General features: G+C 22.5%; 21 protein-coding genes, 1 tRNA gene and 1 rRNA gene. 19 read left to right on the top strand and 4 right to left on the bottom strand.

Features of this window, described 5'->3' with window-relative positions; translation table 11 throughout:
* Positions 1-68 precede the first annotated feature (68 nt).
* The 8 genes from nuoG to GJT88_RS01900 all read left to right on the top strand — a co-directional run bounded on the left by nuoG (position 69) and on the right by GJT88_RS01900 (position 10188).
* Positions 69-2777, top strand: a complete 2709-nt coding sequence (gene nuoG, locus GJT88_RS01935; RefSeq protein WP_168895249.1) for an NADH-quinone oxidoreductase subunit NuoG — start codon at positions 69-71, stop codon at positions 2775-2777.
* The gene (gene nuoH, locus GJT88_RS01930; protein ID WP_168895248.1) at positions 2774-3745 is read left to right on the top strand and encodes an NADH-quinone oxidoreductase subunit NuoH; all 972 of its coding nucleotides are present in this window, start codon (positions 2774-2776) and stop codon (positions 3743-3745) included. Before nuoG ends, nuoH begins: the two co-directional genes overlap by 4 nt.
* A 22-nt stretch (positions 3746-3767) precedes the next feature.
* The gene (gene nuoI / locus GJT88_RS01925; RefSeq protein ID WP_168895247.1) at positions 3768-4313 is read left to right on the top strand and encodes an NADH-quinone oxidoreductase subunit NuoI; all 546 of its coding nucleotides are present in this window, start codon (positions 3768-3770) and stop codon (positions 4311-4313) included.
* Positions 4314-4334: 21 nt separating this feature from the next.
* Positions 4335-4835, top strand: coding sequence for an NADH-quinone oxidoreductase subunit J (locus GJT88_RS01920; protein ID WP_168895246.1), 501 nt, complete (start codon positions 4335-4337; stop codon positions 4833-4835).
* A gap of 51 nt (positions 4836-4886) precedes the next feature.
* Positions 4887-5189, top strand: a complete 303-nt coding sequence (nuoK, locus tag GJT88_RS01915) for an NADH-quinone oxidoreductase subunit NuoK (protein WP_168895245.1) — start codon at positions 4887-4889, stop codon at positions 5187-5189.
* Complete coding sequence (nuoL, locus tag GJT88_RS01910) at positions 5186-7057, top strand: NADH-quinone oxidoreductase subunit L (protein ID WP_168895244.1); 1872 nt, start codon at positions 5186-5188, stop codon at positions 7055-7057. Before nuoK ends, nuoL begins: the two co-directional genes overlap by 4 nt.
* Positions 7058-7114: 57 nt before the next feature.
* Complete coding sequence (nuoM, locus tag GJT88_RS01905) at positions 7115-8629, top strand: NADH-quinone oxidoreductase subunit M (protein ID WP_168895243.1); 1515 nt, start codon at positions 7115-7117, stop codon at positions 8627-8629.
* Positions 8630-8694: 65 nt separating this feature from the next.
* On the top strand, positions 8695-10188 hold the full coding sequence (locus GJT88_RS01900; RefSeq protein ID WP_168895242.1) for an NADH-quinone oxidoreductase subunit N: 1494 nt from the start codon (positions 8695-8697) through the stop codon (positions 10186-10188).
* An 11-nt stretch (positions 10189-10199) separates the two neighbouring features.
* Here the strand turns inward: GJT88_RS01900 and GJT88_RS01895 are convergent, their stop codons facing one another.
* Both GJT88_RS01895 and GJT88_RS01890 read right to left on the bottom strand, forming a co-directional pair.
* Positions 10200-10766 carry a DedA family protein gene (locus GJT88_RS01895; protein ID WP_168895241.1) on the bottom strand — a complete coding sequence of 189 codons (567 nt, stop codon included), beginning with the start codon at positions 10764-10766 and terminating at the stop codon, positions 10200-10202.
* Positions 10767-10831: 65 nt separating this feature from the next.
* Positions 10832-10917, bottom strand: a tRNA-Ser gene (locus GJT88_RS01890).
* Positions 10918-10973: 56 nt separating this feature from the next.
* On the opposite strand from GJT88_RS01890, the gene sbcB reads away from it, so the two are divergent.
* Entirely contained in the window at positions 10974-12401 is a 1428-nt protein-coding gene (sbcB, locus tag GJT88_RS01885) for an exodeoxyribonuclease I (RefSeq protein WP_168895240.1), read from the top strand.
* A gap of 24 nt (positions 12402-12425) precedes the next feature.
* Here sbcB and ribA read toward each other — a convergent pair whose 3' ends face one another.
* Positions 12426-13019, bottom strand: coding sequence for a GTP cyclohydrolase II (gene ribA / locus GJT88_RS01880; protein ID WP_168895239.1), 594 nt, complete (start codon positions 13017-13019; stop codon positions 12426-12428).
* 194 nt (positions 13020-13213) lie between these two features.
* Between ribA and murJ the strand changes: the two genes are divergently transcribed.
* The 8 genes from murJ (at position 13214) to pykF (ending at position 22612) form a co-directional block, all read left to right on the top strand.
* Positions 13214-14755, top strand: a complete 1542-nt coding sequence (gene murJ, locus GJT88_RS01875) for a murein biosynthesis integral membrane protein MurJ (protein WP_168895238.1) — start codon at positions 13214-13216, stop codon at positions 14753-14755.
* A 761-nt stretch (positions 14756-15516) separates the two neighbouring features.
* A complete protein-coding gene (locus tag GJT88_RS01870; protein ID WP_168895237.1) occupies positions 15517-15903 on the top strand; it encodes an iron-sulfur cluster assembly accessory protein in 387 nt (128 codons plus the stop codon).
* A gap of 16 nt (positions 15904-15919) precedes the next feature.
* A complete protein-coding gene (gene sufB / locus GJT88_RS01865; RefSeq protein ID WP_168895236.1) occupies positions 15920-17362 on the top strand; it encodes a Fe-S cluster assembly protein SufB in 1443 nt (480 codons plus the stop codon).
* A gap of 33 nt (positions 17363-17395) precedes the next feature.
* Positions 17396-18136: a Fe-S cluster assembly ATPase SufC gene (sufC, locus tag GJT88_RS01860; RefSeq protein ID WP_168895235.1), complete on the top strand. Its 741-nt coding sequence runs from the start codon at positions 17396-17398 to the stop codon at positions 18134-18136.
* A complete protein-coding gene (locus GJT88_RS01855) occupies positions 18129-19409 on the top strand; it encodes a SufD family Fe-S cluster assembly protein (RefSeq protein WP_168895234.1) in 1281 nt (426 codons plus the stop codon). The genes sufC and GJT88_RS01855 overlap by 8 nt, the downstream gene beginning before the upstream one ends.
* Positions 19399-20631 carry a SufS family cysteine desulfurase gene (locus tag GJT88_RS01850; protein WP_168895233.1) on the top strand — a complete coding sequence of 411 codons (1233 nt, stop codon included), beginning with the start codon at positions 19399-19401 and terminating at the stop codon, positions 20629-20631. The genes GJT88_RS01855 and GJT88_RS01850 overlap by 11 nt, the downstream gene beginning before the upstream one ends.
* A 4-nt stretch (positions 20632-20635) precedes the next feature.
* A complete protein-coding gene (gene sufE / locus GJT88_RS01845; RefSeq protein WP_168895232.1) occupies positions 20636-21067 on the top strand; it encodes a cysteine desulfuration protein SufE in 432 nt (143 codons plus the stop codon).
* Between the two features lie 135 nt (positions 21068-21202).
* The gene (gene pykF / locus GJT88_RS01840) at positions 21203-22612 is read left to right on the top strand and encodes a pyruvate kinase PykF (protein WP_168895231.1); all 1410 of its coding nucleotides are present in this window, start codon (positions 21203-21205) and stop codon (positions 22610-22612) included.
* A 151-nt stretch (positions 22613-22763) separates the two neighbouring features.
* Here the strand turns inward: pykF and GJT88_RS01835 are convergent, their stop codons facing one another.
* Positions 22764-23918, bottom strand: coding sequence for a cysteine desulfurase family protein (locus GJT88_RS01835; RefSeq protein ID WP_168895230.1), 1155 nt, complete (start codon positions 23916-23918; stop codon positions 22764-22766).
* Between the two features lie 110 nt (positions 23919-24028).
* On the opposite strand from GJT88_RS01835, the gene murI reads away from it, so the two are divergent.
* The gene (gene murI, locus GJT88_RS01830; RefSeq protein WP_168895229.1) at positions 24029-24841 is read left to right on the top strand and encodes a glutamate racemase; all 813 of its coding nucleotides are present in this window, start codon (positions 24029-24031) and stop codon (positions 24839-24841) included.
* 211 nt (positions 24842-25052) lie between these two features.
* A 16S ribosomal RNA gene (locus GJT88_RS01825) occupies positions 25053-26618 on the top strand.
* Positions 26619-26621: the final 3 nt, after the last annotated feature.

The following is a 26621-nucleotide window of genomic DNA, read 5'->3' as shown; positions in this document are numbered from 1 at the left end:
TTATATAAAAATCAATATAAATTAAAATATTATTTAGTTAAGTAATTAATAAATGGAATATACATATCATGATTCATATTAATATAGAAGGTCAAAGTTATAAAGTTAATAGAAAAGATAACTTATTAAAAATATGTTTGTCTTTAGGATTTAATATCCCGTATTTTTGTTGGCATCCTATTTTAGGAAGTATAGGATCATGTCGTCAGTGTGCAATAAAACAATATGATAATATTCAAAAAAAAAATGGATTTATAATAATGTCTTGTATGTCTTTACCAATTGAGGAAACATATATTTCTATTAATGATAAAGAAGTGATTAATTTTCGCAGAAATATTATTGAATTATTAATGCTTAATCACCCACATGATTGTCCTATTTGTGATGAAGGAGGTAGTTGTCATTTACAAGATATGACAGTTATGACTGGACATTATAAACGTAGGTATAATTTTCCTAAAAGAAAATATAAAAATCAATATTTAGGACCTTTTATATCACATGTAATGAACCGATGTATTACATGTTATCGTTGTGTAAGATATTACAAAGATTATGCTGATGGAAAAGATTTTAATGTTTTTGGTTCTAAAAATAATATTTATTTTGGTAGATATTCAGACGGTTTATTAGAGAATAAATTTTCTGGTAATTTAATTGAAATATGTCCTACTGGTGTTTTTAATGATAAAACCTATATTGAACATTTTACAAGAAAATGGGATTTACAATATGCACCTAGTATTTGTCAACACTGTTCTTTAGGATGTAATATTTTTATAGGAGAACGTTATGGTAATCTATCTTGTGTTCAAAATAGGTTCCATGAAGAAATAAATCATTATTTTCTTTGTGATAAAGGACGTTTCGGATACGGATATATTAATTTAAAAAAAAAACCAATACAAATTATACAAAAAAAAAATAAAAAGAAAGTATTTTTAAAGAATGATCAAGCTATTAAAAATATTAGCGATTTAATTTTAAAATCAAAAAAAATAATAGGGATAGGTTCTGCAAGAGCTAGTATAGAAAGTAATTTTATTTTAAAACAATTAGTAGGAGATGAAAATTTTTGCGTGGGTATTTTAGAAGATGAAAAAAAACAAATTGATTATATTATAAAGATAATACAACATAAAAATATTTATACTCCTTCATTATCCGAAATAGAAGATTATGATGTAATTCTAATATTAGGCGAAGATGTAAGTACTACAAATCCTAGAGTAGATTTAGCTATAAGACAAGCTATAAAAAAAAATACGGAAATTATTAATAAAAAAGAAATCCCTTATTGGCATGCAAATGCTATTTTTAATTTAAAAGGAAAATCATTTAATTCATTATTTATTACCAGTATAAATAAAACATCTTTAAATGATATTTCTTCATGGAGTTATTATACTACAATTGATAATCAAGTTAATTTTGCATTTGCTTTATCATATTATATAGATAATAAAACAATAAATCCTCTTATAAAAAAAGATATACAAAATAAAATTGTAAAAATAACAGAAGTTTTATTAAATGCGCGAAAACCTTTAATTATTTCCGGTACTAGTTTAGGGTCATTAGACTTAATTATGGCCTCTTATGCTATAGTTCATTCATTAAATAAAAAAAGAAAAAATACAGGTTTATTTTATGTTTTAAATACAGTAAATAGTATGGGTATAGGATTAATAAATGGGAAAACTTTAAATAATATTTTAAATAAATCTAATAATATAGATACAATTATTATTATGGAAAATGATTTATATTATTATGAAGAGAGAGATAAGTTAGATGTTTTTTTTAAAAGTATTCCTAATATTATAGTAATAGATCATGTTTTTAGCCCAACAACACAAAAAGCCCATATAGTATTACCAGCAACAAATTTTATGGAAAGTAGTGGTACAGTTATAAATAATGAATGTAGAGCACAAAGATTTTTTCAAGCATCAAATCCTTTTTACTATAATAAAAAGAATCAAAGAAAATCTAGTTGGAAATGGATATATTCAATATATGCGAAAATAAATAATTTAAAAGAAAAAATTAATTTAGATAATCTTATTGAAGAATGTGAAAAAAAAATACCAATACTTAATGGAATTAGTAATGCAGCACCTAAGGCTAATTATCGAGTATATAATAGAAAATTTGCAAGGTCTCCTATTCGTTATAGTGGTAGAACATCAATATTAGCAAATATTAATATACATGAACCCAAACAACCAGAAGATAAGGATACTATTTTTAATTTTTCTATGGAAGGAAATTATAATTCTGATATTAATTGTACACATTTACCTTTTTTATGGGCTCCAGGATGGAATTCTTTACAAGCATTAAATAAATTTCAAAAAGAAATAGGAGTTTCATCTAAATATAATGCTATAGGATTCAAAATTAAAAAGAAACATAATAATAATATAAACATTAAAAAAAATAATGTTTTTAAAAAATTTAAAATTTCAGATAAATTACTTATTGTACCTTGTTACAATTTTTTTAATAGTAATTCTTTAGTTCAAAAATCTTCTTTAATAAAAGAATATTTTTCTAATTATTATGCTTTTTTAAATAATAAAGATGCTATGAAATTAGGAATTTTAAATAATTGTTTAATTAAAATATATTGCTTAAATAACATAATTCAATTAAAAACATTTATTTCAACATCTTTACATCAGGGATTGATAGGAGTACCATTAGGTACACCAGGAATTCCACTTTCTTTTTTAGGAAAAACTATTGAAAAATTAAAGGTATTAAAATGAGTTTATTCTCTTTTTTTAACTCAATACAATTAATAGTTTTTTTTAAAACACTATTAATGTTAATAATATTAATAATAAGTGGAGCTTTTTTAAGTTTTGGAGAGAGACGCATATTAGCTTTATTTCAAAATCGTTATGGACCTAATAGAGTAGGTCTGTTTGGTTGTTTACAATTATTAGCTGATATGATTAAAATTATTTTTAAAGAAGATTGGACCCCTAAATTTTCTAATAAATTATTATTTAATATAGCACCTGTTATTACTTTTAATTCGTTATTATCTGTATTTGCTATATTACCCATTACTCCTAATATAATGATATCTAATTTAAATATTGGAATTTTATTTTTTTTAATGATGACTAGTATTTCTGTTTATTCTATTTTGTTTGCGGGATGGGCAAGTAATAATAAATATGCTTTATTAGGATCTATAAGAGGTGTAGCACAAATAATAAGTTATGAAGTTTTTTTGGGTCTATCTTTAATGGGTATTATTTGTCAAACAGGGTCGTTTAATCTGTTTAATATAGTAGAAGAACAATATAATCATTATTGGAATATTATACCTCAGTTTTTAGGTTTTATAACATTTTTTATTGCCAGTTTAGCTGTATGTCATAGACATCCTTTTGATCAACCAGAAGCAGAACAAGAAATATCTGATGGTTATCATATTGAATATTCTGGCATTAAATTTGGATTATTTTTTGTGGGGGAATATATAAATATTATAGTACTTTCTTCTTTAATTGTAATTTTATTTTTTGGAGGATGGTTAGGCCCCTTTTTACCTCCTATAGTATGGTTTTTTATTAAAACATTATTCTTTATTGTATTATTTTTTTTAATTAGGGCGTCATTGCCTCGCCCTAGATATGATCAAATTATGTTCTTTGGGTGGTTTGTATGTTTACCATTAACATTAATTAATCTTATTATTACTGCATTTATAATGCAAAAATAATTATTTTTTATGAAAATATAAAATGAAATTTAAAAATTTTTTTAATAATTTAATTAGTCAAATTAGAAGTGTTTTTTTTGTTTGGATTAATATGTTTAAAAAAAGAGAAACTATTATGTATCCGGAAGAAAAAGTATATTTATCTCCGAGATATAGAGGCAGGATAGTCTTAACTTCTGATAAAAATAATAATGAACGTTGTGTTGCTTGTAGTCTTTGTGCTGTTGTTTGTCCTGTTGGATGTATATCTTTAAAAAAATCAATAAACAAAGAGGGTAGGTCATATCCTAAATTTTTTAGAATTAATTTATCTAGATGTATTTTTTGTGGATTTTGTGAAGAAGCCTGTCCTACAGGAGCAATCCAATTAATTCCAGATTTTGAATTATGTGAAATTGAAAGAACAAATTTAATATATGAAAAAGATGATTTATTTATTAAAAATGAAGGTAAATATAAAAATTATGATTTTTATGATATGTCTGGTATTAATATCCCAAGTAAAAAAAAAGTTGAAAATGATGATTTAAAAAATATTGAAGTAGATGTAAAAGATTTATTACCATAACATAAATTAAAGGTATTATCTATGGAAACAATTTTTTATATATTAGGAGCAATATCAGTAATATCTACAATATTAATAATAATAAGCATCAACCCAATTTATACTTTATTATATTTTTTAATTACATTAATTACAATATCAAGTATATTTTTTATTTTAGGTAATTATTTTGCAGGTGCACTAGAAATTATTATTTATGCAGGGGCTATTGTTATATTATTTATGTTTGTTTTAATGTTATTAAATTATAAAAATATTGAATTAGAAGAAAAAAAAAATTTTTTAAAACAACCTTTTGTTTTGATAAGTTCTATTTTTTTTACTTTAATTTTTTTAATTAATATAATTTACATGCTTAAAAAAGCATGTAGTAATAATAAATATATTATTAATGATTTTGTTACTATACAAAATATAGGAATTAATTTATTTACTAAATATAGAATAATCGTAGAATTAATGTCTATTCTATTATTATCAGGAATAATTATTACTTTAAATATAGGGAAAATAAAAAATTAATTTTTGTGCTTTATTATCTAAATTAAATATCTAAATAAAAAGAAGAAGAAAATGATACCTATATATCATGCATTAATGATTCCTATCATCATATTTATAATAGCCTTAGCAGGAATTATGATTAGACGAAATATGTTATATATCCTTATTTGTAATGAAATAATGATAAATGCAGCTGCTTTATCATGCATAATTTCTGGTGATTATTGGAAACAAACAGAAGGGGAAATTATGTATATTCTATCAATTAGTATAGCAGCAGTAGAAAGTTGCATAAGTTTAATTTTGTTAATAAAATTATATAATTATAATAATACTGTGAATGTTGACACAATTAGTGAGATGAATGGATGAAATGTCTTTGTTTTATTATTTTAATACCTTTAATTAGTTTTTTAATACTATCTTTGTTTTCTAATTATTTAAATAAGAAAATAATTTTAATGATTGGAACAAGTTCGATAGGCATTATTGCTGTTATTACTTTTATTTTGAGTATAATTTTTTTTAAAAATAACTATATAGTATATAAGCAACACTTATGGACAATACTAAGTATTGATCGTTTACACATTAATTTTAATTTATATTTAGATATGTTATCAATAATTATGTTGTCTATTACTACGGGTGTAGGTTTTATTATACATCTGTTTTCGATTTGGTATATGAAAAATGAAGAAGATTATTCTCGATTTTTTGCATATACTAATTTATTTATTGCAAGTATGGCTTTATTAATTTTAGCCGATAATTTTGTTTTAATGTTTTTTGGATGGGAAGGTGTTGGAGTTTGTTCTTATTTATTAATAGGATTTTTTTATAAGAAAAGATTAAATGTACTATCAGCCATGAAAGCATTTTTAATAACTCGTTTTAGTGATATTTTTTTAGCTATTGGTATTTTTTTAATTTTCAAAATATTTAATACTTTTACTTTTGACAAAATATCTATATTAATAACTTCTTCAAAAGAATTTTATCAATCATATTATTTACAAATAATATCCTTAATGTTAATAGTTGGAGCTATAGGTAAATCTGCACAATTTCCGTTAAATACATGGCTCATAGATGCCATGGTTGGTCCTACACCTGTATCTGCTTTAATACATGCAGCGACAATGGTAACTGCTGGTATATATTTGATTTTAAGAAATAATATATTATTTTTAATAACAAATAAAATGTTATTCTTAGTTAGCATTATTGGAATAATAACATTATTATTATCTAGTTGTTGTGCTTTAGTACAAAAAAATATAAAACGTATTTTAGCTTATTCAACTATGAGTCAAATAGGTTATATGTTTGTAGCATTAGGTATAAGTTCTTGGAATGCTGCTTTATTTCATGTAATATCACATGCTTTTTTCAAAGCATTACTTTTTTTATGTGTTGCTTCCATTATTATTTCATGTAAAAATGAACAAAATATATTTAAAATGGGAGGTATAAAAAAATATATTCCTTTTGTGTACTATTGCTTTTTATTCGGCTCTTTGTCTTTATCTGCCTGCCCTATAATTACAATGAGCAGTTTTACAAAAGAAAAAATTTTATATGAAATATTTATCCAAAAACATTTTATATTACTAATTTTAGCAATTATTGGTAATTTTTTTACATCATTATATAATACACGTATGATTTATATGGTTTTTTATGGTAAAAAAAATATTATTCCACATAAAAATAATGAATTTTTTCATAACTTACCATTACTATTATTAGTAGTATTATCTAGTTATGTTGGTATTAAAATACTACCAATAAAAAGATCTTTTTTATTACCTAATAAAATTTTATTAATTAATCATGCATATTATACTATATTAGAAATAACATCTGTTATTATATCTGCATCAGGTTGTATTTTATATATTTTGTATAAAAAAAATATTAATTTTATAAAAAAAATTCAAAATACTTATTTTGTCAAAAATGTTTTTATAAAAAATTTTTTTCTAAATGGATGTTATATAGATTTTGTTTATAAAAAACTATTTATAGAAAATTTTTTAAAAATTTTATATATTATAAAAGATGATCCTATTTCCTATTTTATAGAAAATATAATTACAAAAACAATAAAGAAAACAGGACAAATATTATTAATAAGTGAAAATGGTTATATACGCTGGTACGTATCATCTATGTATTTAGGAATAATATTAATATTATTAATAATTATGATACTCAGTAATAAATACTATTATTAGTACAATATAAAACGAAATTTTTTATTAAAATTTATGAATAAGTAATTAGGAATTATTATGTTATTACTTTGTTTTATACTAATACCTTTTATTAGTGGATTAATTTGTTGGCAAAGCGAAAAAATAAATTTTAAACTACCTCGTTTGATTGCTTTAGGTTCGATTAGTTTCGTTTTTATTTTATCTATTTTTGAGTATATTTCGAAACCTTTTTTTTTTGGTAAAAAATTATTTTTTATATATCCATTATGGATGTCAGAATTTACATTGAATTGGATTCCAAGATTAGGTATTAAATTTCATTTAGCAATAGATGGTTTATCATTAATAATGGTTAATTTGACTGGATTATTAGGTATAATGGCCGTTTTATGTTCATGGAATGAAATTAAAAAATGGCATGGTTTTTTTCACTTAAATCTTTTATGGATATTAAGTGGTGTTATTGGAGTATTTTTATCTGTAGATATGTTTTTATTTTTTTTGTTTTGGGAAATTATGTTAATACCTATGTATTTTTTAATATCTTTATGGGGGCATAAAGGAGATCAACCAGGATATAGTAGAATAAAAGCTGCAACAAAATTTTTTATTTATACACAATCTAGTGGTTTATTAATGTTAATTGGTATTTTATCTTTAGTATTTTTACATCAAAAAATTACAGGTAAATTAACTTTTGAATATGTTGATTTACTAAATACTCCTCAAAATTTAAAAACAGAATTTTTTTTAATGTTATGTTTTTTTATTGCTTTTGCTGTAAAAATACCTACAATACCATTTCATGGATGGTTACCTAATACTCATAGTCAAGCTCCTACAGCAGGGTCAGTTGATTTAGCTGGTATCTTACTAAAAACAGCAGCTTATGGTTTACTAAGATTCACATTACCATTATTTCCTTTAGCATCCTTAAAATTTTCTTTTATTGGGATAATATTAGGAATATTAAATATTTTTTATGGGTCTTGGATGGCTTGTACACAATCCGATATAAAAAAAATAATAGCTTATACTTCTATATCTCATATGGGTTTCATACTAATTGGTATTTATAGCAATAATAAATTAGCATATCAAGGAGTGATAATACAAATGATATCACATGGAATTTCTGCAGCAGCTCAATTTATTCTTTGTGGGCAACTATATGAACGTTTAAAAACAAGAAATATAAAATTTTTAGGTGGAATTTGGAATAATATAAATATATTGCCAGGATTATTTTTATTTTTTTCTTTAGCAAGTATAGGTATACCTGGTACTGGTAATTTTATAGGAGAATTTTTAATTTTATTAGGTAATTTTCAAACTTATCCTATATATGCAAGTATTGCCACTTTTGGTTTATTATTTTCGAGTATTTATTCATTAAATATGATGCAAAAGATTTTTTATGGTTCTACTAAAATACAAACTAACTTAAAGAAAATGTTTTTAAGAGAAAAAATTATTCTCTTTATTCTTTTAATTTTATTATTAGTAATAGGTTTTTACCCTCAACCTATTTTAAATATTTCTGATAATATAATGAATAATATTTATTACAAAAATATAATAATTTATTAAAAATATTATATATAAAATAATAACATTTTTTTTAAAAAACTTATTTTACATAACAGAATTTATTTATGACAAATTTATTATCAACATCATTAACACCTTTAATTGTTATTATAATAACAGTCTTAATTTTATTAATAAAAATATCTATTAGACGTGATAATTTATTAAGTTTAATAATTACTAATTCAGGATTATTATTAACTATAATATCTATTATATATTTAAAAGATATTAATTTTTCTAAACATTATTTATTGTTAAATAGTAACTATACTATTTTTTATACCATTATATTATTGATAACTAATATTTTAATATGTTTAATATCGTATCCATGGATAGAATCACATTTTAATTATTATCAAGATGAATTTTATTTATTAACTCTTATTGTATCAATGGGAGGAATGGTTTTAACTAATTCTAATAATTTTATTTCTATGTTAATAGGTACTGAATTAATATCTATACCCATATTAGGTTTAATAAGTTATAATTTAATATTAAAAAATTCATTAGAAGCTAGTATTAAATATATTATTTTATCTAGTATTGCATCATCATTTTTAATATTTGGAATATCTTTTATTTATTTTGATTATGGTAATTTAAATTTTACTTATTTATTAACTCATTATTCTTCTCATGTTTTTTTAAAAAATCATTTAAATATAATTGGTTTATGTTTTATTTTAGTTAGTTTAGCTTTTAAATTATCAATAGTACCATTTCATTTATGGACTCCAGATGTATATCAAGGATCACCTTTACCTGCAATAATGTTTTTATCTACATTTAGCAAATCAGTTTTTTTTGTATTTTTAGTAAGATTTTTAGTATATTTTTTTAAAATTAATGGTAATGGTTTTATTTTATATAAAATAATAATTTTATTATCAATCTTATCAATTATATTTGGTAATTTTATGGCTTGCGTTACTAAGAATAATATTAAGCGTTTATTAGGTTACTCATCTATATCACATATGGGTTATTTATTAATAATTATTATTTATAATCAACTCTTGCAAAGAAAACATCTTTTTTCATTAGAAATGATGAGTATATATATTATTGGTTATATAATAAATAATTTAGGAATTTTTGGAATAATGAGTATATTATCTAATTATTCATATTTTAAAAATAATAATTTAGATAAATTATATTATTATAGAGGATTATTTTGGTATGATCCTGTATCAGCTTTTATTTTAACTGTAATGTTATTATCTTTAGCTGGTATACCTATCACAATTGGTTTTATATCAAAATTTTTTTTAATAGCATTAAGTATAAAAACTCAATTATGGTATTTAACTGGTATTATTATATTAGGTAGTTCTGTAGGATTATATTACTATTTACATGTTATTATTAGTTTATATTTAATGCCTTCTAAAAGTAACAAAGATACTTATTTATCTATGAAAAATAATGATAACTTTAGTATTAATTTTGCTAAAAATTTAATTTTAATACTAGCAATTTTAACAATTTTATTAGGTATATATCCTGAATCTATTATATATGTTTATTCAAAATTGAAATTAACATAATAATTAAATATTTAATGATGTTTTTTAAAAATTTTGTAAAAAATTTTAATAATAAATATTAACGATAAAAGGCATAAAATATATTTGATTATTTTATTAATATCTCCTGCAAAAGATGTAATAACTTCTCCAAAAAAATAACCAGAACTAGAAAAAATTAATACCCAAATTATAGCACCAATAATATTAAATACAAAAAATTTTAAATTAGAAATATTTGTTATACCAATAACAACAGGGCCTATTAGTCTAAACCCATACATAAATCTTATAATAATAATAAAAAAATATGGATAATTTATAATTAAGTTAGAATATTTTTTTATTTTTAAATTATAATTTTTAAAAAGATGCAGAAAATTTTTACTATATTTTTTCCCAATATAAAATAAAAATTGATCTCCTAAAATGGCTCCTATAACAGCTACAACTATAATCTTATAAAATATTAATATCCTTTTATGAGCAAGCATGCCAGAAATTATAACAAAAGTTTCTCCTTCTATAAGAGCACCTAAAAATACAATTAAATAACCATATCGAATCACTATTTTAATTATATTTATATCTAACAGCATATTGTATATTATTAATTTTTATAATAAATAGTTAATATTAATATATAATTTATATATATCGATCTCGGTGAGAAGGGGATTCGAACCCCTGATATGTTATACATATACATACTTTCCAGGCATGCGCCTTCAACCACTCGGCCATCTCACCTAATAACATTTAAAAAATATTGTAAAGAAAACAATAATATTATAGTATTATATACTATGTTAATGAAAAAAGAATCAACATTTAGTTTTTTATTTTACGATTATGAAACTTTTGGTTTAAATCCAATTAAAGATAGAATTGCGCAATTTGCTTGTGTACGTACAAATATAAATTTTCAGATAATAGAAGATCCTATTACTTTATATTGTAAACTAGATAGTGATTATTTACCTAATCCTGAATCTATATTAATTCATAATATTAGTCCTAAAATAATTAACTTAAATGGGAAAAAAGAATATAAGTTTGCAAACCAAATTAATAATATTTTCTCACGGTCTAATACTTGTATTTTAGGTTATAATAATATAGAATTTGACGATGAGTTTAGTCGTTATTTATTTTATCGTAATTTTTACGATACATATGGTTGGTCTTGGAAAAATAAAAATAGTCGTTGGGATGTACTAAAATTAGTGAGAGCATGTTATGTTCTAAGACCTCAAGGAATACATTGGCCCAAGATAAATAATATTCCCATATTTAATCTTGAAAAAATAGCAACTATAAATAATATTCAACCGTATTATAAATCACATGATGCATTATCTGATGTGTATACTACAATAGCTGTTATTAAATTAATAAAAAATAAACAACCATTACTATATAATTTTTTTTTTCAAAATAGAAAAAAAAATAAAATAATCAAAATTATAAATCTTTTTAAAATTCAAATTTTTATTTATATTAGTCATATTTATAAAAATGCAAATAATAATTTAAGTTGTATTACTCCTTTATTTTGGTATTCAAAAAATCAAAATATATTAGTATCTTTTGATTTAAAAAATAGTGTTAATGATTTTATTAGTAAAATAAAAAATATTTCATTAAAAAACCAAAAGTATATTTTATCATATATAAAGTTTATAAATTTTAGTAAATCTCCTTTATTGGTTCCTATCAATATTTTAAGAAGTGAAGATATAAAACGTTTAAAATTTAAAATAGAGTTTTATACAAAAAACTTTTTAGTATTTAAAAAACATTATTTAGAAATTAAAAATTTAATTAAATATCATTTAATAGATTTTTATAAATCTAATTATCAAACAAACATTTATAATGTTGATGAACAATTATATAAAAATTTTTTCCCAAATGAAGATTTAATTAAATTTTGTTTAATTCATAAAAAGAAAGTTAATCAATTAAACAATCTTTCTTTTAAAGATATAAGAGCTAACATTTTATTATTTAAATATAGAGCAAGAAATTTTCCATTTACTTTAAATAGTATAGAAAAAGATGTATGGGATATGTATCTAAAACATATTTTTAATAAAAAAGTTATTTCTAATTATATAAATAAAATAAATTTTTTATTACAAAATCATACCAATAATAATGAACAAATTTTAATTTTACATAATTTGTTACAATATGTAAAAAATCAATTTTTTGAATTAATAAAAGTATAAGACTACATAAATATCAATTAAATATTAATATAATATATGTCCTAATTTTATAACTTTAGTGTTAAGATATTTGTTATTATTAATGTTATGTCCTACAATTAGAGGAATTCGATTTATAACATTTATTCCATTTTTTTTTAAAAAATTAATTTTATTAGGATTATTTGTTAATAATCTAATATTGTAAATACCTAGTATTTTTAATATATTTATACAAGGGATAAAATCTCTTTCATCTGCATGAAAACCTAATTTATGATTTGCTTCTACGGTATCTAATCCTTTATCTTGATAATTATACGCTTTAATTTTATTTAAAAGACCTATATTTCTTCCTTCTTGTCTATGATAAATTAATATACCACAATTTTCTTTAGAAATTTTATATAAAGCTGATTGTAATTGGAATCCACAATCACACCTTAAACTAAATAAAGCATCTCCGGTTAGACATTCAGAATGAATTCTTGTTAAAATAATTGAAGTTTTACATATTTTTTTTATGCCATAAATTAATGCAATATGATGATTTTTTGTATATATTTCTTCAAAACCTACTATAGTAAATTCTCCCCATTGTGTTGGTAATTTAGATCTTGATACTTCTTTTATATTCATACTATGTTACCTTTTACATTTAGTAATTTATATAAAAATTCATATTTTTAATATAAAATTTTTTATTAAAATTTTATTATAAATAAATAATATCTCAAAATATTTATTTATTTATAAATAATATATTTTTATTATATTGAATTTTTTATTAAAATAATTTATTTATATAATAAATTATTATTTTTAAGGACTATATGAATTTATTAAAGTCATTAACCACAGTTAGTATAATAACATTATTATCTAGATTATTAGGTTTTATTAGAGACAGTTTAATAGCAAAAGTATTTGGTGCTGGTATTTATAGTGATTCTTTTTTTATAGCTTTTAAATTACCTAATTTATTAAGAAGAATATTTGCTGAAGGAGCTTTTTCACAAGCTTTTACTCCAATATTAGCTGAATATAAAAATAAAAGAACTGTAAAAGAAACGAAAAATTTTATTGCTTCCACATTAGGTATATTAATAATTATTCTTACTCTTGTTGTATTACTAGGAATAATGTTTTCTTCTTTTATTATTTCTATAATCGCTCCTGGATTTGTCAATACAGACCAAAAATTAAAACTGACTTCACAAATATTAAAAATAACTTTTCCTTATATTTTATTAATATCTTTAGCCTCGTTAGCTAGTTCAATTTTAAATATTTGGAAAAATTTTTTTGTACCCGCATTAACTCCTGTTTTATTAAATTTTAGTATGATATTTTTAATTATTATTTTTCCAAATACCTTACGCCCTCCAATTCTAATTTTAGCTTGGTCTGTATTAATTGGAGGATTAGCTCAAGTTGTTTATCAATTAATTTATTTAAAAAAATTAAATATGCTAATTTTCCCTAAATTTAAAAATTTGGATGATGGAGTATCAAGAGTTTTTAAAAAAATGGGTACTGCTATTATTGGAGTAACAGCAACTCAAATATCTTTACTAATTAATTCTGCTTTCGCTTCTTTTTTAATTACTGGATCAATTACTTGGATTTATTATGCTGATCGTTTAATGGAATTACCTATAGGTATGTTTAGTGTGGCCTTAACAATAGTATTATTACCAGCACTTACTGATGCTTTTACACAAAATAAAGAAAAAGAATATAACAAATTAATGGATTTAGGATTACGCTTATGTTTTCTATTAATAGTTCCTAGTTCTTTAATATTAGGATTTTTATCTAAACCTTTATTGATTTCATTATTTCAGTATGGAGCATTTACTTATTTTGATGTATTAATGACACAAATTAATATTTTTATATATGCAATAGGTTTAATATTTTTAATAATAGCTAAAGTTTTATCGATAGGATTCTATGCAAGACAAAATGTTAAAACACCTGTACAAGTTGCTATATTAGTTTTAATAATTACTCAATTAATTAATCCCATATTCATTTTTTTTCTACACCATATTGGATTTGCTCTATCAATATGTTTTTCTTCTTGTTTAAATGTTATTTTATTAATAAATATCTTAATTAAGAAAAAAATTTATACACCACAACCTGGTTGGTTATTTTTTTTATCTCGTATTTTAATGGTAACTATATTTTTAGGAATAATATTATTTTTTATTTCTAAAAACATTTCTGAAAAATGGTTAATATTATCGACTTTTACAGTACGCATAACTTTTTTATTAAGTATTTGTTCTTTTATCTTATTTATATATATGATAATGTTGTTCTTATTAGGTTTTCGTATGAAAGACTTTTTTATTAAAAAATATTAATGAATAATTATCTACATTTTTCTTATAATTATAATAATATCATGTATTGAATATATTAAAACTAATACGTATTTTAATAATGTTAATATTTATCAAATAAATTATGATAATAAGTATTTTTTTAATAAAAAAAATAAATTTCAATAAAAATATAAGATATGAAAAAATTTTTATTAAATTTAGTAATTTTAATTAGAAATTAAAAAACTAAAGATTTCTTATTTATTAAAAATAAACAAAATTTTATTATAAATAATATTTAAAAATTAAATAAATATAAAATATAAAATTTAAACAAATCAACATTCTTCATGTAAAGATAACAATTAACATTAGTAAACAACTAATGTTAATTTCTCATATAAGCTATTAATATAATATCATATATTAAAAAATACTTTGTCATTTTTATTAATTTAATAAAATTAATTTTTTCTCAAATAATTTAATGTTAATGTAAAAATTATTTCTTTCTAAAGAAAGATTTTTTATCAAAAATTAAGTAATCTTGAGGAGATGAAATTTTTTTTAAAAAATAAATAAATTATTATAGAAAATATTTTTTTATATTTTATATATGATAAATTATATAAAAATAATAATTCCAATTTTAAAAAATTAAAGTTTAATATTTTAATATAAAAAATAAATTTTTATCAAAAAAAACATAATTTTAAAATAATTAAATTAATTTTAATGATTTAAATTTTTTTATTTTAAGTATATATCACATATTTATGTTTATTTATGGAGTACAATAAATGATATTAAAACAGAATTTGACTCGTTTTACTTGTAAAAATCCCCTTTTTAAGGGATTATATTGTACAAAAACAGCATTTTTACAAATAAATAAAATAATTAAAACAAAACAAAATACAATAGGAATTAAAATTTTTTTAAGAAAATCTGGTTGTTTAGGTTTTAAATATAAAATTACTTTAATTGATAATCTATCAGAATTATCTCCAAATGAAATTGTATTTAAAAAAGAAAAAATACATATTTATATAAATAATAAAGATATTACTTTTATTGATGGGATTATTATTGATTTTATTAAAAATAATTTTAGTAAATCTTTTCAATTCCATAATACTAAAATTCAACAATTTTGTGGATGTGGTAAAAGTTTTAATATTTTTTAAAAAAAGAACATATAATATGAAAAATGATAAAATTAGATTTTTTAATAAAAAAAAACAAAATTATAAAGAAGGCTTTATTACAAAATTAAAAAATAAAAAATTTATTCCTGGAATTGATTTAGAAACGATATATAAAATATCTGCTATACGTAATGAACCTAAATGGATGCTAAATTTTAGATTAAAAGGATATAATTTTTGGATTAAAAATAAGGAACCTCATTGGTTAAATGGATATTTTCAAAAAATAAATTACCAAAAGTATATTTATTATTCTATGCCAGAATATAACAAAAAAAAAAATAATAGCACTAACAATAAGTATTTAACTAAAGAAGTAAAAGAAACCTTTAATAAATTAAAGGTGCCTATTAATGATTATTCTAATGTAGCTATGGATGCAGTTTTTGATAGTGTTTCAGTTATAACTACTCACAAAAAAAAATTATTACAACAAGGAATTATTTTTTGTTCATTAAATTATGCAATTAAGCATTATCCTGAAATAGTAAAAAAGTATTTAGGTTCTGTAGTTCCTGCTAATGATAATTTTTTTGCTGCATTAAATGCAGCTGTAGCTTCTGATGGAACATTTATTTATATCCCTAAAAACATCAAATGCCCTATTGAATTATCTACTTATTTTAGAATTAATGAAAAAAATATTGGACAATTTGAACGAACAATTTTAATTGCTGATAAAAATAGTAGTGTTAATTATATAGAAGGATGTTCTGCCCCAATTAGAAATAATCATCAATTACATGCTGCTGTAGTTGAAGTTATTTTACACCAAAATGCTCAAGTAAATTATTCAACTGTTCAAAATTGGTTTCCAGGAGAAAAAAACATAGGAGGAATTTTTAATTTCGTTACAAAAAGAGCAATATGTAAAGGAAATAATAGTAAAATGTCATGGACACAGTCTGAAACAGGATCAGCCATCACATGGAAGTATCCTAGTGTTATTTTAAAAGGTGATAATTCTATAGGAAAATTTTTTTCTGTTTCATTAACTAATGGAACTCAACAAACAGATACTGGTACAAAAATGATTCACATAGGAAAAAATACTAAATCTACAATTATTGCTAAAAGTATTTCTACGGAAAAAAGTAAAAATACTTACAGAAGTTTAGTTCATATTAATAAATTATCAGATTATTCTCGTAATTTTACACAATGTGATTCAATTTTAATTGGTGATAAGTGTAGTACGCATACATATCCTACTTTAAATATATTAAATAATACTGCTCAAATTGAGCATGAAGCTACAACATCTAAAATAGGAGAAGAACAAATATTTTTTTGTTTGCAAAGAGGATTAAATATAGAAAGTGCTATTACATTAATTATTAATGGTTTTTGTAAAGATATTTTTATAAAATTTCCGTTAGAATTTGCTATTGAAGCACAAAAATTATTATCAATTCACCTAGAAAATACTATAGGATAGTATATTTTTATATCATATACTTAAAAAGTAATTATGTTAAAAATAAAAAATTTAAATGTTTACATAAATGAAAAAATTATTTTAGATAAATTAAATTTATCAATCAATCCTGGAGAAATACATGCAATTATGGGCCCTAATGGCTCAGGAAAAAGTACATTATCATATATATTAGCAGGAAAAACAGGATATATTATTAAACAAGGGACCATTCTTTTTAAGAATAAAAATTTATTATGCATGCCACCAGAAATCAGAGCAAGAGAAGGAATTTTCATAGCATTTCAATATCCTATTGAAATTCCAGGAGTAAGTAATAATGTATTTTTATATAATTCCTTAAAAGCAATTAGAAAACATAAAGGATTAAGTAATTTAGATAGAATAACATATAATAAAATTATTAATGAAAAAATTAAAATTTTAGGAAAATCACAACATTTTCTTGAGCGATTTGTAAATGTTGGTTTCTCTGGAGGAGAAAAAAAAATTAATGATATACTACAAATGTTGGTATTAGAACCAGATCTATCTATTTTAGATGAAATTGATTCTGGATTAGATATTGATGCATTAAAAAAAGTATCTAATATAATTAATATTATGAGAAATAAGAAAAGGTCGTTTATTATTATTACACATTATCGCCGTATTCTTGAATATATTAAACCCGATTATATTCATATACTTTATAATAATAAAATTGTAAAATCAGGTAATTTTAATATTATTTCAAAATTAGAAACTTATGGGTATGAATCTTTTAATGAATAATAATTTCTTAGATCAATTAAATAACATTTATCAAAAACATAAAAAATATCATTTTTCTAAAAAATCAGAAAAACATTGGTTAAAATTAAAATTTTTATTATCTAAATGTAAAGACGAAAATAAAAAAACGGATTTTTTTAAAAATATTAAAAATAAATTACTAAAAACTAGCAAAATCTATTCTGTAGATAAAGAGAAAATTAAAAATTTTATCTTTAAAAGAGATGCTGTTTTTTTATATTTTGTTAATGGGAAATTAAATAAAAATATTAGTAATATAAATAATATATGGTATAAAATATCTATTAATAAATATAATAAACAAAATTATAAAAATAATTCTATTAAACATAATATTTACACTCATTTAGCTGAATCTTTATCAAAAGAAATATTATCAATTAGTATTGATAATACTAACAATATAAATATCAAACCATTATATTTAATATATTTAAATGAAGGGAATATTAATCTTAATGAAATTATTATTTCTAATTATAGAAATTATATAAATATAAATAGTACACATCCTATAATAATATTTGAACATTTTATGAATATAAATCAATCATATTTTAATAATGTTTATAATACTTTTATAATTGAAAAAAATTCAAAATTAGAAAATTATAAATTTATTTATAATAAAAATAATAATAATTATCATTATGCTAATAATAATTTTTTTTTATATAAAAATGTTTCTTTAAAAAAGCATGATATTTTTTTTTCTCAAAAAAAGATACAACAAAATAATAATTTTATTTTTATGGAAAAAAATTCTAAACTAATATATAAAAGTTTATTACTTGCTAAAAATAATGATATTATTAATACTGACAATTATTTAGAACATAATGGAAGTAATTGTTATAGTTATCAATTACATAAAGCAATTGTTAATAATAAAGCTATTATAAATTCTACAGGATTATTAAAAATTAACCCATATGCCATAAAAACAGATGGACAAATAAATTATAGTGGCTTACTATTAAGTAGATTATCTGAAATAAATATAAAACCTAAATTAGATATTTATAATAATGATGTAAAATGTAAACATGGAGTATCTACTGGGGTAATAAATGAAGATCAGATTTTTTTTTTAAAAACAAGAGGAATAAATTATAAGTCTGCATATAATATTTTACTTATAGCTTTCATGAATGATATTTTAAAAGACTTTTATAATAAGAAATCAGTAAATAAAATTTTTGAACATATATCATGTTATTTGTCAATAGAGAATTTTTTAAATGAATTTTGATATAAAAAATATTAGAAAGCAATTTCCTATTTTATCTAGAAAAATTAATAAAAATAATTTTGTTTATTTAGATAATGCAGCAACTGTACATAAACCTAAAATAGTAATTTCTGCATTAAATGATTTTTATAAAAATTATTATTCCTCAGTTAATAGAGGTATATATGAATTAAGTACAAAAGTAACAAATAAAATGGAAGATATACGTAATAAAATCGCGAATTTTATTAATGCTAAATCTTCAGAAGAAATAATATTTACTAGTAGTACAACAGAAGGTATTAATCTTATCGCAAATACTTGGGGGATAAATAATATATCATCAAATGATAATATTGTTATTTCTGAAATGGAACATCATTCTAATCTTATCCCCTGGATTATTCTGTCTAAAAAAATAGGTTTTAATATTCGTATTATTCCTTTAAATAAAAATGGGAAATTAAAAATATATAAAATTCCTAGTTTAATTGATAAATATACTCGTTTAATATCAGTTACTTATATTTCTAATGTTTTAGGTACAATTAATCCTATTAAAGATATTATTAAATTAGCAAAAAAAAATAATATTATTACACTAATTGATGGAGCTCAAGCAGTTACTAATCAAAAAATTAATGTTCAAAGTTTGAAATGTGACTTTTTTGTTTTTTCTGGACATAAAATTTTTGGGCCTACTGGAATAGGAGTTTTATATGGAATCAAAAAAATATTAGAAAATATAGAACCTTGGCAAGTAGGTGGAGGAATGATATCAAATATATATAAAAAAAAACTTATTTGGGAAACAATACCTTGGAAATTTGAAGCAGGAACACCAAATATATCTGGTATTATAGGGTTAGGTGTTGCACTATCATGGTTTACGTCACTCAATATAAATAATATTATTAAATATAATAAATATTTAACAGAATATACTTTAAATAAATTGAATTCTATACCGAATATAAATATATTCGGGAATAAATTTTCAAGTGACAATAGAGTAGGTATTATTTCTTTTAATTTAAAAAAAATTCATGCTTATGATATAGGTATTTTTTTAGATCAATATGGAATTGCTATTCGTACTGGTCATCAATGCGCTATACCTCTTATGAACTATTATAAAGTTGAGTCAATGTGTAGAATTTCTTTTTCTATATATACGAATATTAATGATATCGATATCTTTATAGAAAAATTAATACATATAAATAATTTATTAAATAAGTAACCATATGTTATATATTTTACCAAGTAAAAATATTATTGAAACTAATTTTATGAGTTGTCGTTCTTGGGAAGAAAAATATCTTTATATAATTGAGTTAGGAAATCAAATTCCTCTTCTTTCAAAAGAAAAACATTCTTTAGAAAATTTTATTCCAGGATGTCAAAGTCAAGTTTGGGTTACTATTAAAATAAATAAGAATAATAAAATACGATTTAGAGGCGATAGTGATTCTTCTATTGTAAAAGGATTATTAACAATGATTTTTATTTTTTATAACCAAAAATCCTATAATGAAATTATAACTTTTGATATTCGTTCATGTTTTAAAAAATTATCTCTTCATAAGTATTTAACTCTATCTAGATTACAGGGTATAGAAATTATTATACAAACAATTAAAAATAAATTGGGAAAATTAGTTTCTAAATTAAATTAAAATATGGAATATATGCTAATTATTTATTGCAAGTATAAAAAATTTTTATATAGTTAATATTGTATAATATAATGTGAAATTTTTACTCTAAATTTTATAAATAACTTTATAAAATATTTAGGAAATATAAATTTTATGAAAAAAACCAAAATAGTTTGTACTATAGGACCTAGTTCTGAATCGAAATATATTTTATCTCAATTACTAAATTTAGGAATGAATGTTATTAGATTGAATTTTTCCCATGGAAATCATGAAGATCATCAGAAAAGAATCGATAATTTAAGAGAAATTATAAAAGAAACAAAAAAAAATGCTGCTATTTTATTAGATACAAAAGGGCCTGAAATACGTACTATGAAGTTATATAAAGGAATTGATGTTGATTTAAAATCTGGACAAAAATTTGTTTTAACTATTAATCAATCAGTAATTGGTAATAATAAATGCGTAGCTATTACATATCCTAATTTAATTAATGATTTAAGTATCAATGATAAAATATTAATTGATGATGGATTAATATCATTAAGAGTTTTAGAATTACATCATGATAAAATAATATGTAAAGTTTTGAATAATGGCAGATTATCTGAAAATAAAGGTATAAATTTACCTGGAATATTTACTAAGTTACCTGCTTTATCAGAAAAAGATAAACAAGACTTAATTTTTGCATGTAAGAATAAAATAGATTATATTGCTGCTTCTTTTATTCGGAAAAAAGAAGATATATTAGAAATAAAAAAATTTTTAAAATTAAATAATGGTGGTGATATACTAATTATAGCTAAGATTGAAAATCAGGAAGGATTAAATAATTTTGATGAAATTTTAGATGTTTCTGATGGAATCATGGTTGCAAGAGGTGATTTAGGAGTTGAAATACCAGTAGAAGATGTAATTTTTGCTCAAAAAATGATAATAAAAAAATGTAATTGTTTAGGTAAGATAGTAATAACTGCAACGCAAATGTTAGATTCTATGATTAAAAATCCTCGTCCAACTAGAGCGGAAGCAGGAGATGTTGCAAATGCTATTTTAGACGGTACAGATGCCGTTATGCTCTCAGGAGAAAGTGCAAAAGGATTATATCCTTTAGAAGCTGTCTCTATTATGTCTACTATTTGTGAACGTACAGATTTTACTATGAGTAACAGAACTAATTTTTATGATAATAATGATATGAGTATTACTGATGCAGTATGTCGTAGTGCTGTTGAAATAGCAGAAAAATTAAAAGCGCCTTTGATAATTGTAGCTACTCAATTAGGTAAATCAGCTAAAGCTATAAGAAAATATTTCCCTCGTTCTATAATTTTAGCTCTTACTACTAATAAAAAAACAGCAAAACAATTAATTTTAAGTAAAGGGATTATTCCAAAATTAGTAGATCAAATTTCATCTACTGATGATTTTTATATTATAGGAAAACAAGTTGCTCTATCTAGCAAATATGCTATCAAAGGTGATGTAATTGTTATGGTTTCTGGAGCTTTAGTTCCAAGTGGTACTACAAACACAACTTCTATACATATTATATAATGTTTAAAATAAAAATTTATTTTTTAATATTTACATATATAAAATATAATATATATAGTGTTTTAATTATTTAATTATATTTAAAATTAATTTTTATTAATTTTAAATCAATTTTTTTAATTAAAATCATTAATTATTTCTAATACAAAAACTAATAATATTTTCTTATTTTTTTAATAGCATATTGTATATGTTCAATAGTAAGATCAATATCTTGTTTAGTAGTAAATCGTCCAAAAGAAAAACGAACTGAACTTTGAATTAATTTTTCTGTTAATCCTAAAGATTTTAAAACATGAGACGTTTGGGTATTAGATGTACATGATGAAGAAGATGAAATAGCAATATTGTTTAATTCTGACATAAGAATTTTATTAAAAATGTTTTTAAATCCAATATTAAGTATAAAAGGAGAACAATTACAAAAATTACCATTTATATATATATCTTTTATATTTCGTAAACCATCCCATAATTGTTTTTTTAATTTTTTTATTCTTATAATTTCCATTTTCATTTCTGTTTGAGCAATACTTAGTGCTGTTGACATACCAATAATTTGATGAACAGGTAAAGTACCTGATCTTATGCCTTTTTCTTGTCCTCCACCATGAATTAATGGTTTTATCTGTATTTTATTAAATTTATTTTTTATATATAAAACTCCAATTCCCTTAGGACCATAAAATTTATGTGCAGAAAATGATAATAAATCAATATTTATATTTTTTAGATTTAATGGATATTTCCCTACACTTTGTGTAGCATCTACGTGAAAAATTATATTTTTTTCTTTACAAATTTCACTAATTTTTTCTATATTTTGAATAATCCCAATTTCATTATTTATATGCATGATTGAAATTAAAATAGTTTCATTTTTAATTTTTTTTTCTAAAATATTTAAATCAATTAATCCTATATTCGAATTATTTAAATATGTTATTTTTATGCCTAATTTTTCTAAATAAGAACAAGTTGATAAAACAGATTTATGTTCACTAACATTAGTAATTATGTGTCTTTTAATATTATTAGAAATAGTTACTGTTCCCTTTATTGCTAAATTAATAGATTCAGTAGCACTAGATGTAAAAATAATTTCATTTGGTTTACTTCCTATAATATTTGCTATATTATTTCTAGCTCTCTCTAGAGATTCTTTTGCTTTTATACCAAATAAATGCGAATAAGAAGATGGATTACCAAAAATTCCGTCTATAGTTAGGTAATTATTCATTTTTTCTAAAACTCTTTCATCAACTGGTGTTGTAGATGCATAATCTAAATAAATTAATTTTTTCATTATTCTGTCTATTAAGCATTTTTGATAAAATATATTTAAGATATATACATTATATAATATATTATTTTACATATAAAAAATAACTTAATTATTTTAAGGATGTTAATTTTATGAAAAAAAATTTATTAGAATCAAAAATCACAATTTTTATTTTTGATTCTGGATTAGGAGGTGTAACTATACTTAAATATATAAAGGAAGTATTTTTTAACGTAAACTTTATTTATTTATTGGATAATAAATATTTTCCTTATGGAAATAAATCTCAGCATTTTATTTTACAAAGATTAATACAAATTTTAAAAAAAATTTCATATTATTACAATATTTCATTAGCAATAATTGCATGTAATACAGCGAGTGTTTCTAGTTTTCCTCAAATAAAAAAATATTTTAATTTTCCTATTTTAGGTATTTTTCCTGTTATTAATTTAGCTATAAAAAATACTCAAAATAAAATTATTGGCTTATTAGCAACTGATACTACATTAAAAAATTTACAAATAAAAAAAAAAATTAAATTTTTTAGTAAAAATTATACAATAGAAACTTTATCGTCTAAAAAATTAGTATTTTTAGCTGAAAAGAAATTGTTAGGGTATAAACTTATTTTAAATGAAATAAAAAAAATTTTTGTTTCTTGGTTTAATTTAACTAAATTTCCTGATACTATAATTTTAGGTTGTACACATTTCCCATTAATTATTAATGAACTAAAAGTAATTTTACCTAAAAATATAAAGTTTGTAGATTCTAAAAAAGATATTATTATAAACTTAATAAATTTAGAAAAAAAAATTAAGTTTGTTTCAAATCAAAAACAAAATATTGTTTTTTATACACAACAAAATTCTTACATAAAAAAAACAAAGCTTTATTTTTTAAATAATGGATTTAATTCTTTTCAAGAAATCAAAATATAATAAAAAATTAATAATTTATTAATAATTTATATAAAAAACTTGACTATTTTTTTTGAACATGTAACATAATGATTGTTTTGTATTGTTTTAATTGTTCTTTAATAACTTATAAAAGATTTTTTAAGGGCACTCTTTCTAAGAGAGTAAAGTGTAGATTTATAAATTTATTTTTTATAAGAATTTGTATTTTTAATTCTTATTAAAATTCTTTAAATTGAAGAGTTTGATCATGGCTCAGATTGAACGCTGGCGGCAAGCCTAACACATGCAAGTCGAGCGGCAGCGAAGTAGAAAAGCTTTAGTTTTTTTATTGTCGGCGAGCGGCGGACGGGTGAGTAATATCTGGGGATCTGCCTTATAGAGGGGGATAACTATTGGAAACGATAGCTAATACCGCATAATGTCGCAAGACCAAAGTGGGGGATTTTATAGTTTCATATAAAACCTCATGCTATTAGATGAACCCAGACGGGATTAGCTAGTAGGTAGAGTAAAAGCCTACCTAGGCTACGATCCCTAGCTGGTCTGAGAGGATGATCAGCCACACTGGAACTGAGACACGGTCCAGACTCCTACGGGAGGCAGCAGTGGGGAATATTGCACAATGGGCGAAAGCCTGATGCAGCTATGCCGCGTGTATGAAGAAGGCCTTAGGGTTGTAAAGTACTTTCAACAAGAAAGAAGGGATAAAATCTAATACATTTTATCATTGACGTTACTTGTAAAAGAAGCACCGGCTAACTCCGTGCCAGCAGCCGCGGTAATACGGAGGGTGCGAGCGTTAATCGGAATTACTGGGCGTAAAGAGCACGTAGGCTGTTAATTAAGTCAGATGTGAAAGCCCTAAGCTTAACTTAGGAATTGCATTTGAAACTAATTAGCTTGAGTTTTGTAGAGGAGAGTAGAATTCCAGGTGTAGCGGTGAAATGCGTAGATATCTGGAGGAATACCAGTGGCGAAGGCGACTCTCTGGACAAATACTGACGCTCAGGTGCGAAAGCATGGGGAGCAAACAGGATTAGATACCCTGGTAGTCCATGCTGTAAACGATGTCGACTTGGAGGTTGTAAGCTTGACTTGTAACTTCCGTAGCTAACGCGTTAAGTCGACCGCCTGGGGAGTACGACCGCAAGGTTAAAACTCAAATGAATTGACGGGGGCCCGCACAAGCGGTGGAGCATGTGGTTTAATTCGATGCAACGCGAAAAACCTTACCTGGTCTTGACATCCATGGAATTTAATAGAGATATTTTAGTGCCTTCGGGAACCATGAGACAGGTGCTGCATGGCTGTCGTCAGCTCGTGTTGTGAAATGTTGGGTTAAGTCCCGCAACGAGCGCAACCCTTGTCCTTTGTTGCCATCAGTTCGGCTGGGAACTCAAAGGAAACTGCCGGTGATAAACCGGAGGAAGGTGAGGACGACGTCAAGTCATCATGGCCCTTACGACCAGGGCTACACACGTGCTACAATGGTATATACAAAGGGAAGCATCCTCGCAAGAGTAAGCGGATCTCATAAAATATATCTTAGTTCGGATTGGAGTCTGCAACTCGACTCCATGAAGTCGGAATCGCTAGTAATCGTAGATCAGAATGCTACGGTGAATACGTTCCCGGGCCTTGTACACACCGCCCGTCACACCATGGGAGTGGGTTGTAAAAGAAGTAAGTAGTTTAACCATTTATTTGGAGGGCGCTTACCACTTTGTGATTCATAACTGGGGTGAAGTCGTAACAAGGTAACCGTAGGGGAACCTGTGGTTGGATCACCTCCTTTACT

It is taken from the genome of Enterobacteriaceae endosymbiont of Donacia tomentosa (assembly GCF_012571135.1).
GTDB lineage: Bacteria > Pseudomonadota > Gammaproteobacteria > Enterobacterales > Enterobacteriaceae.
The sequence above is the reverse complement of the archived record's forward strand: the minus strand, read 5'-3'. Positions and strand labels throughout refer to the sequence as shown.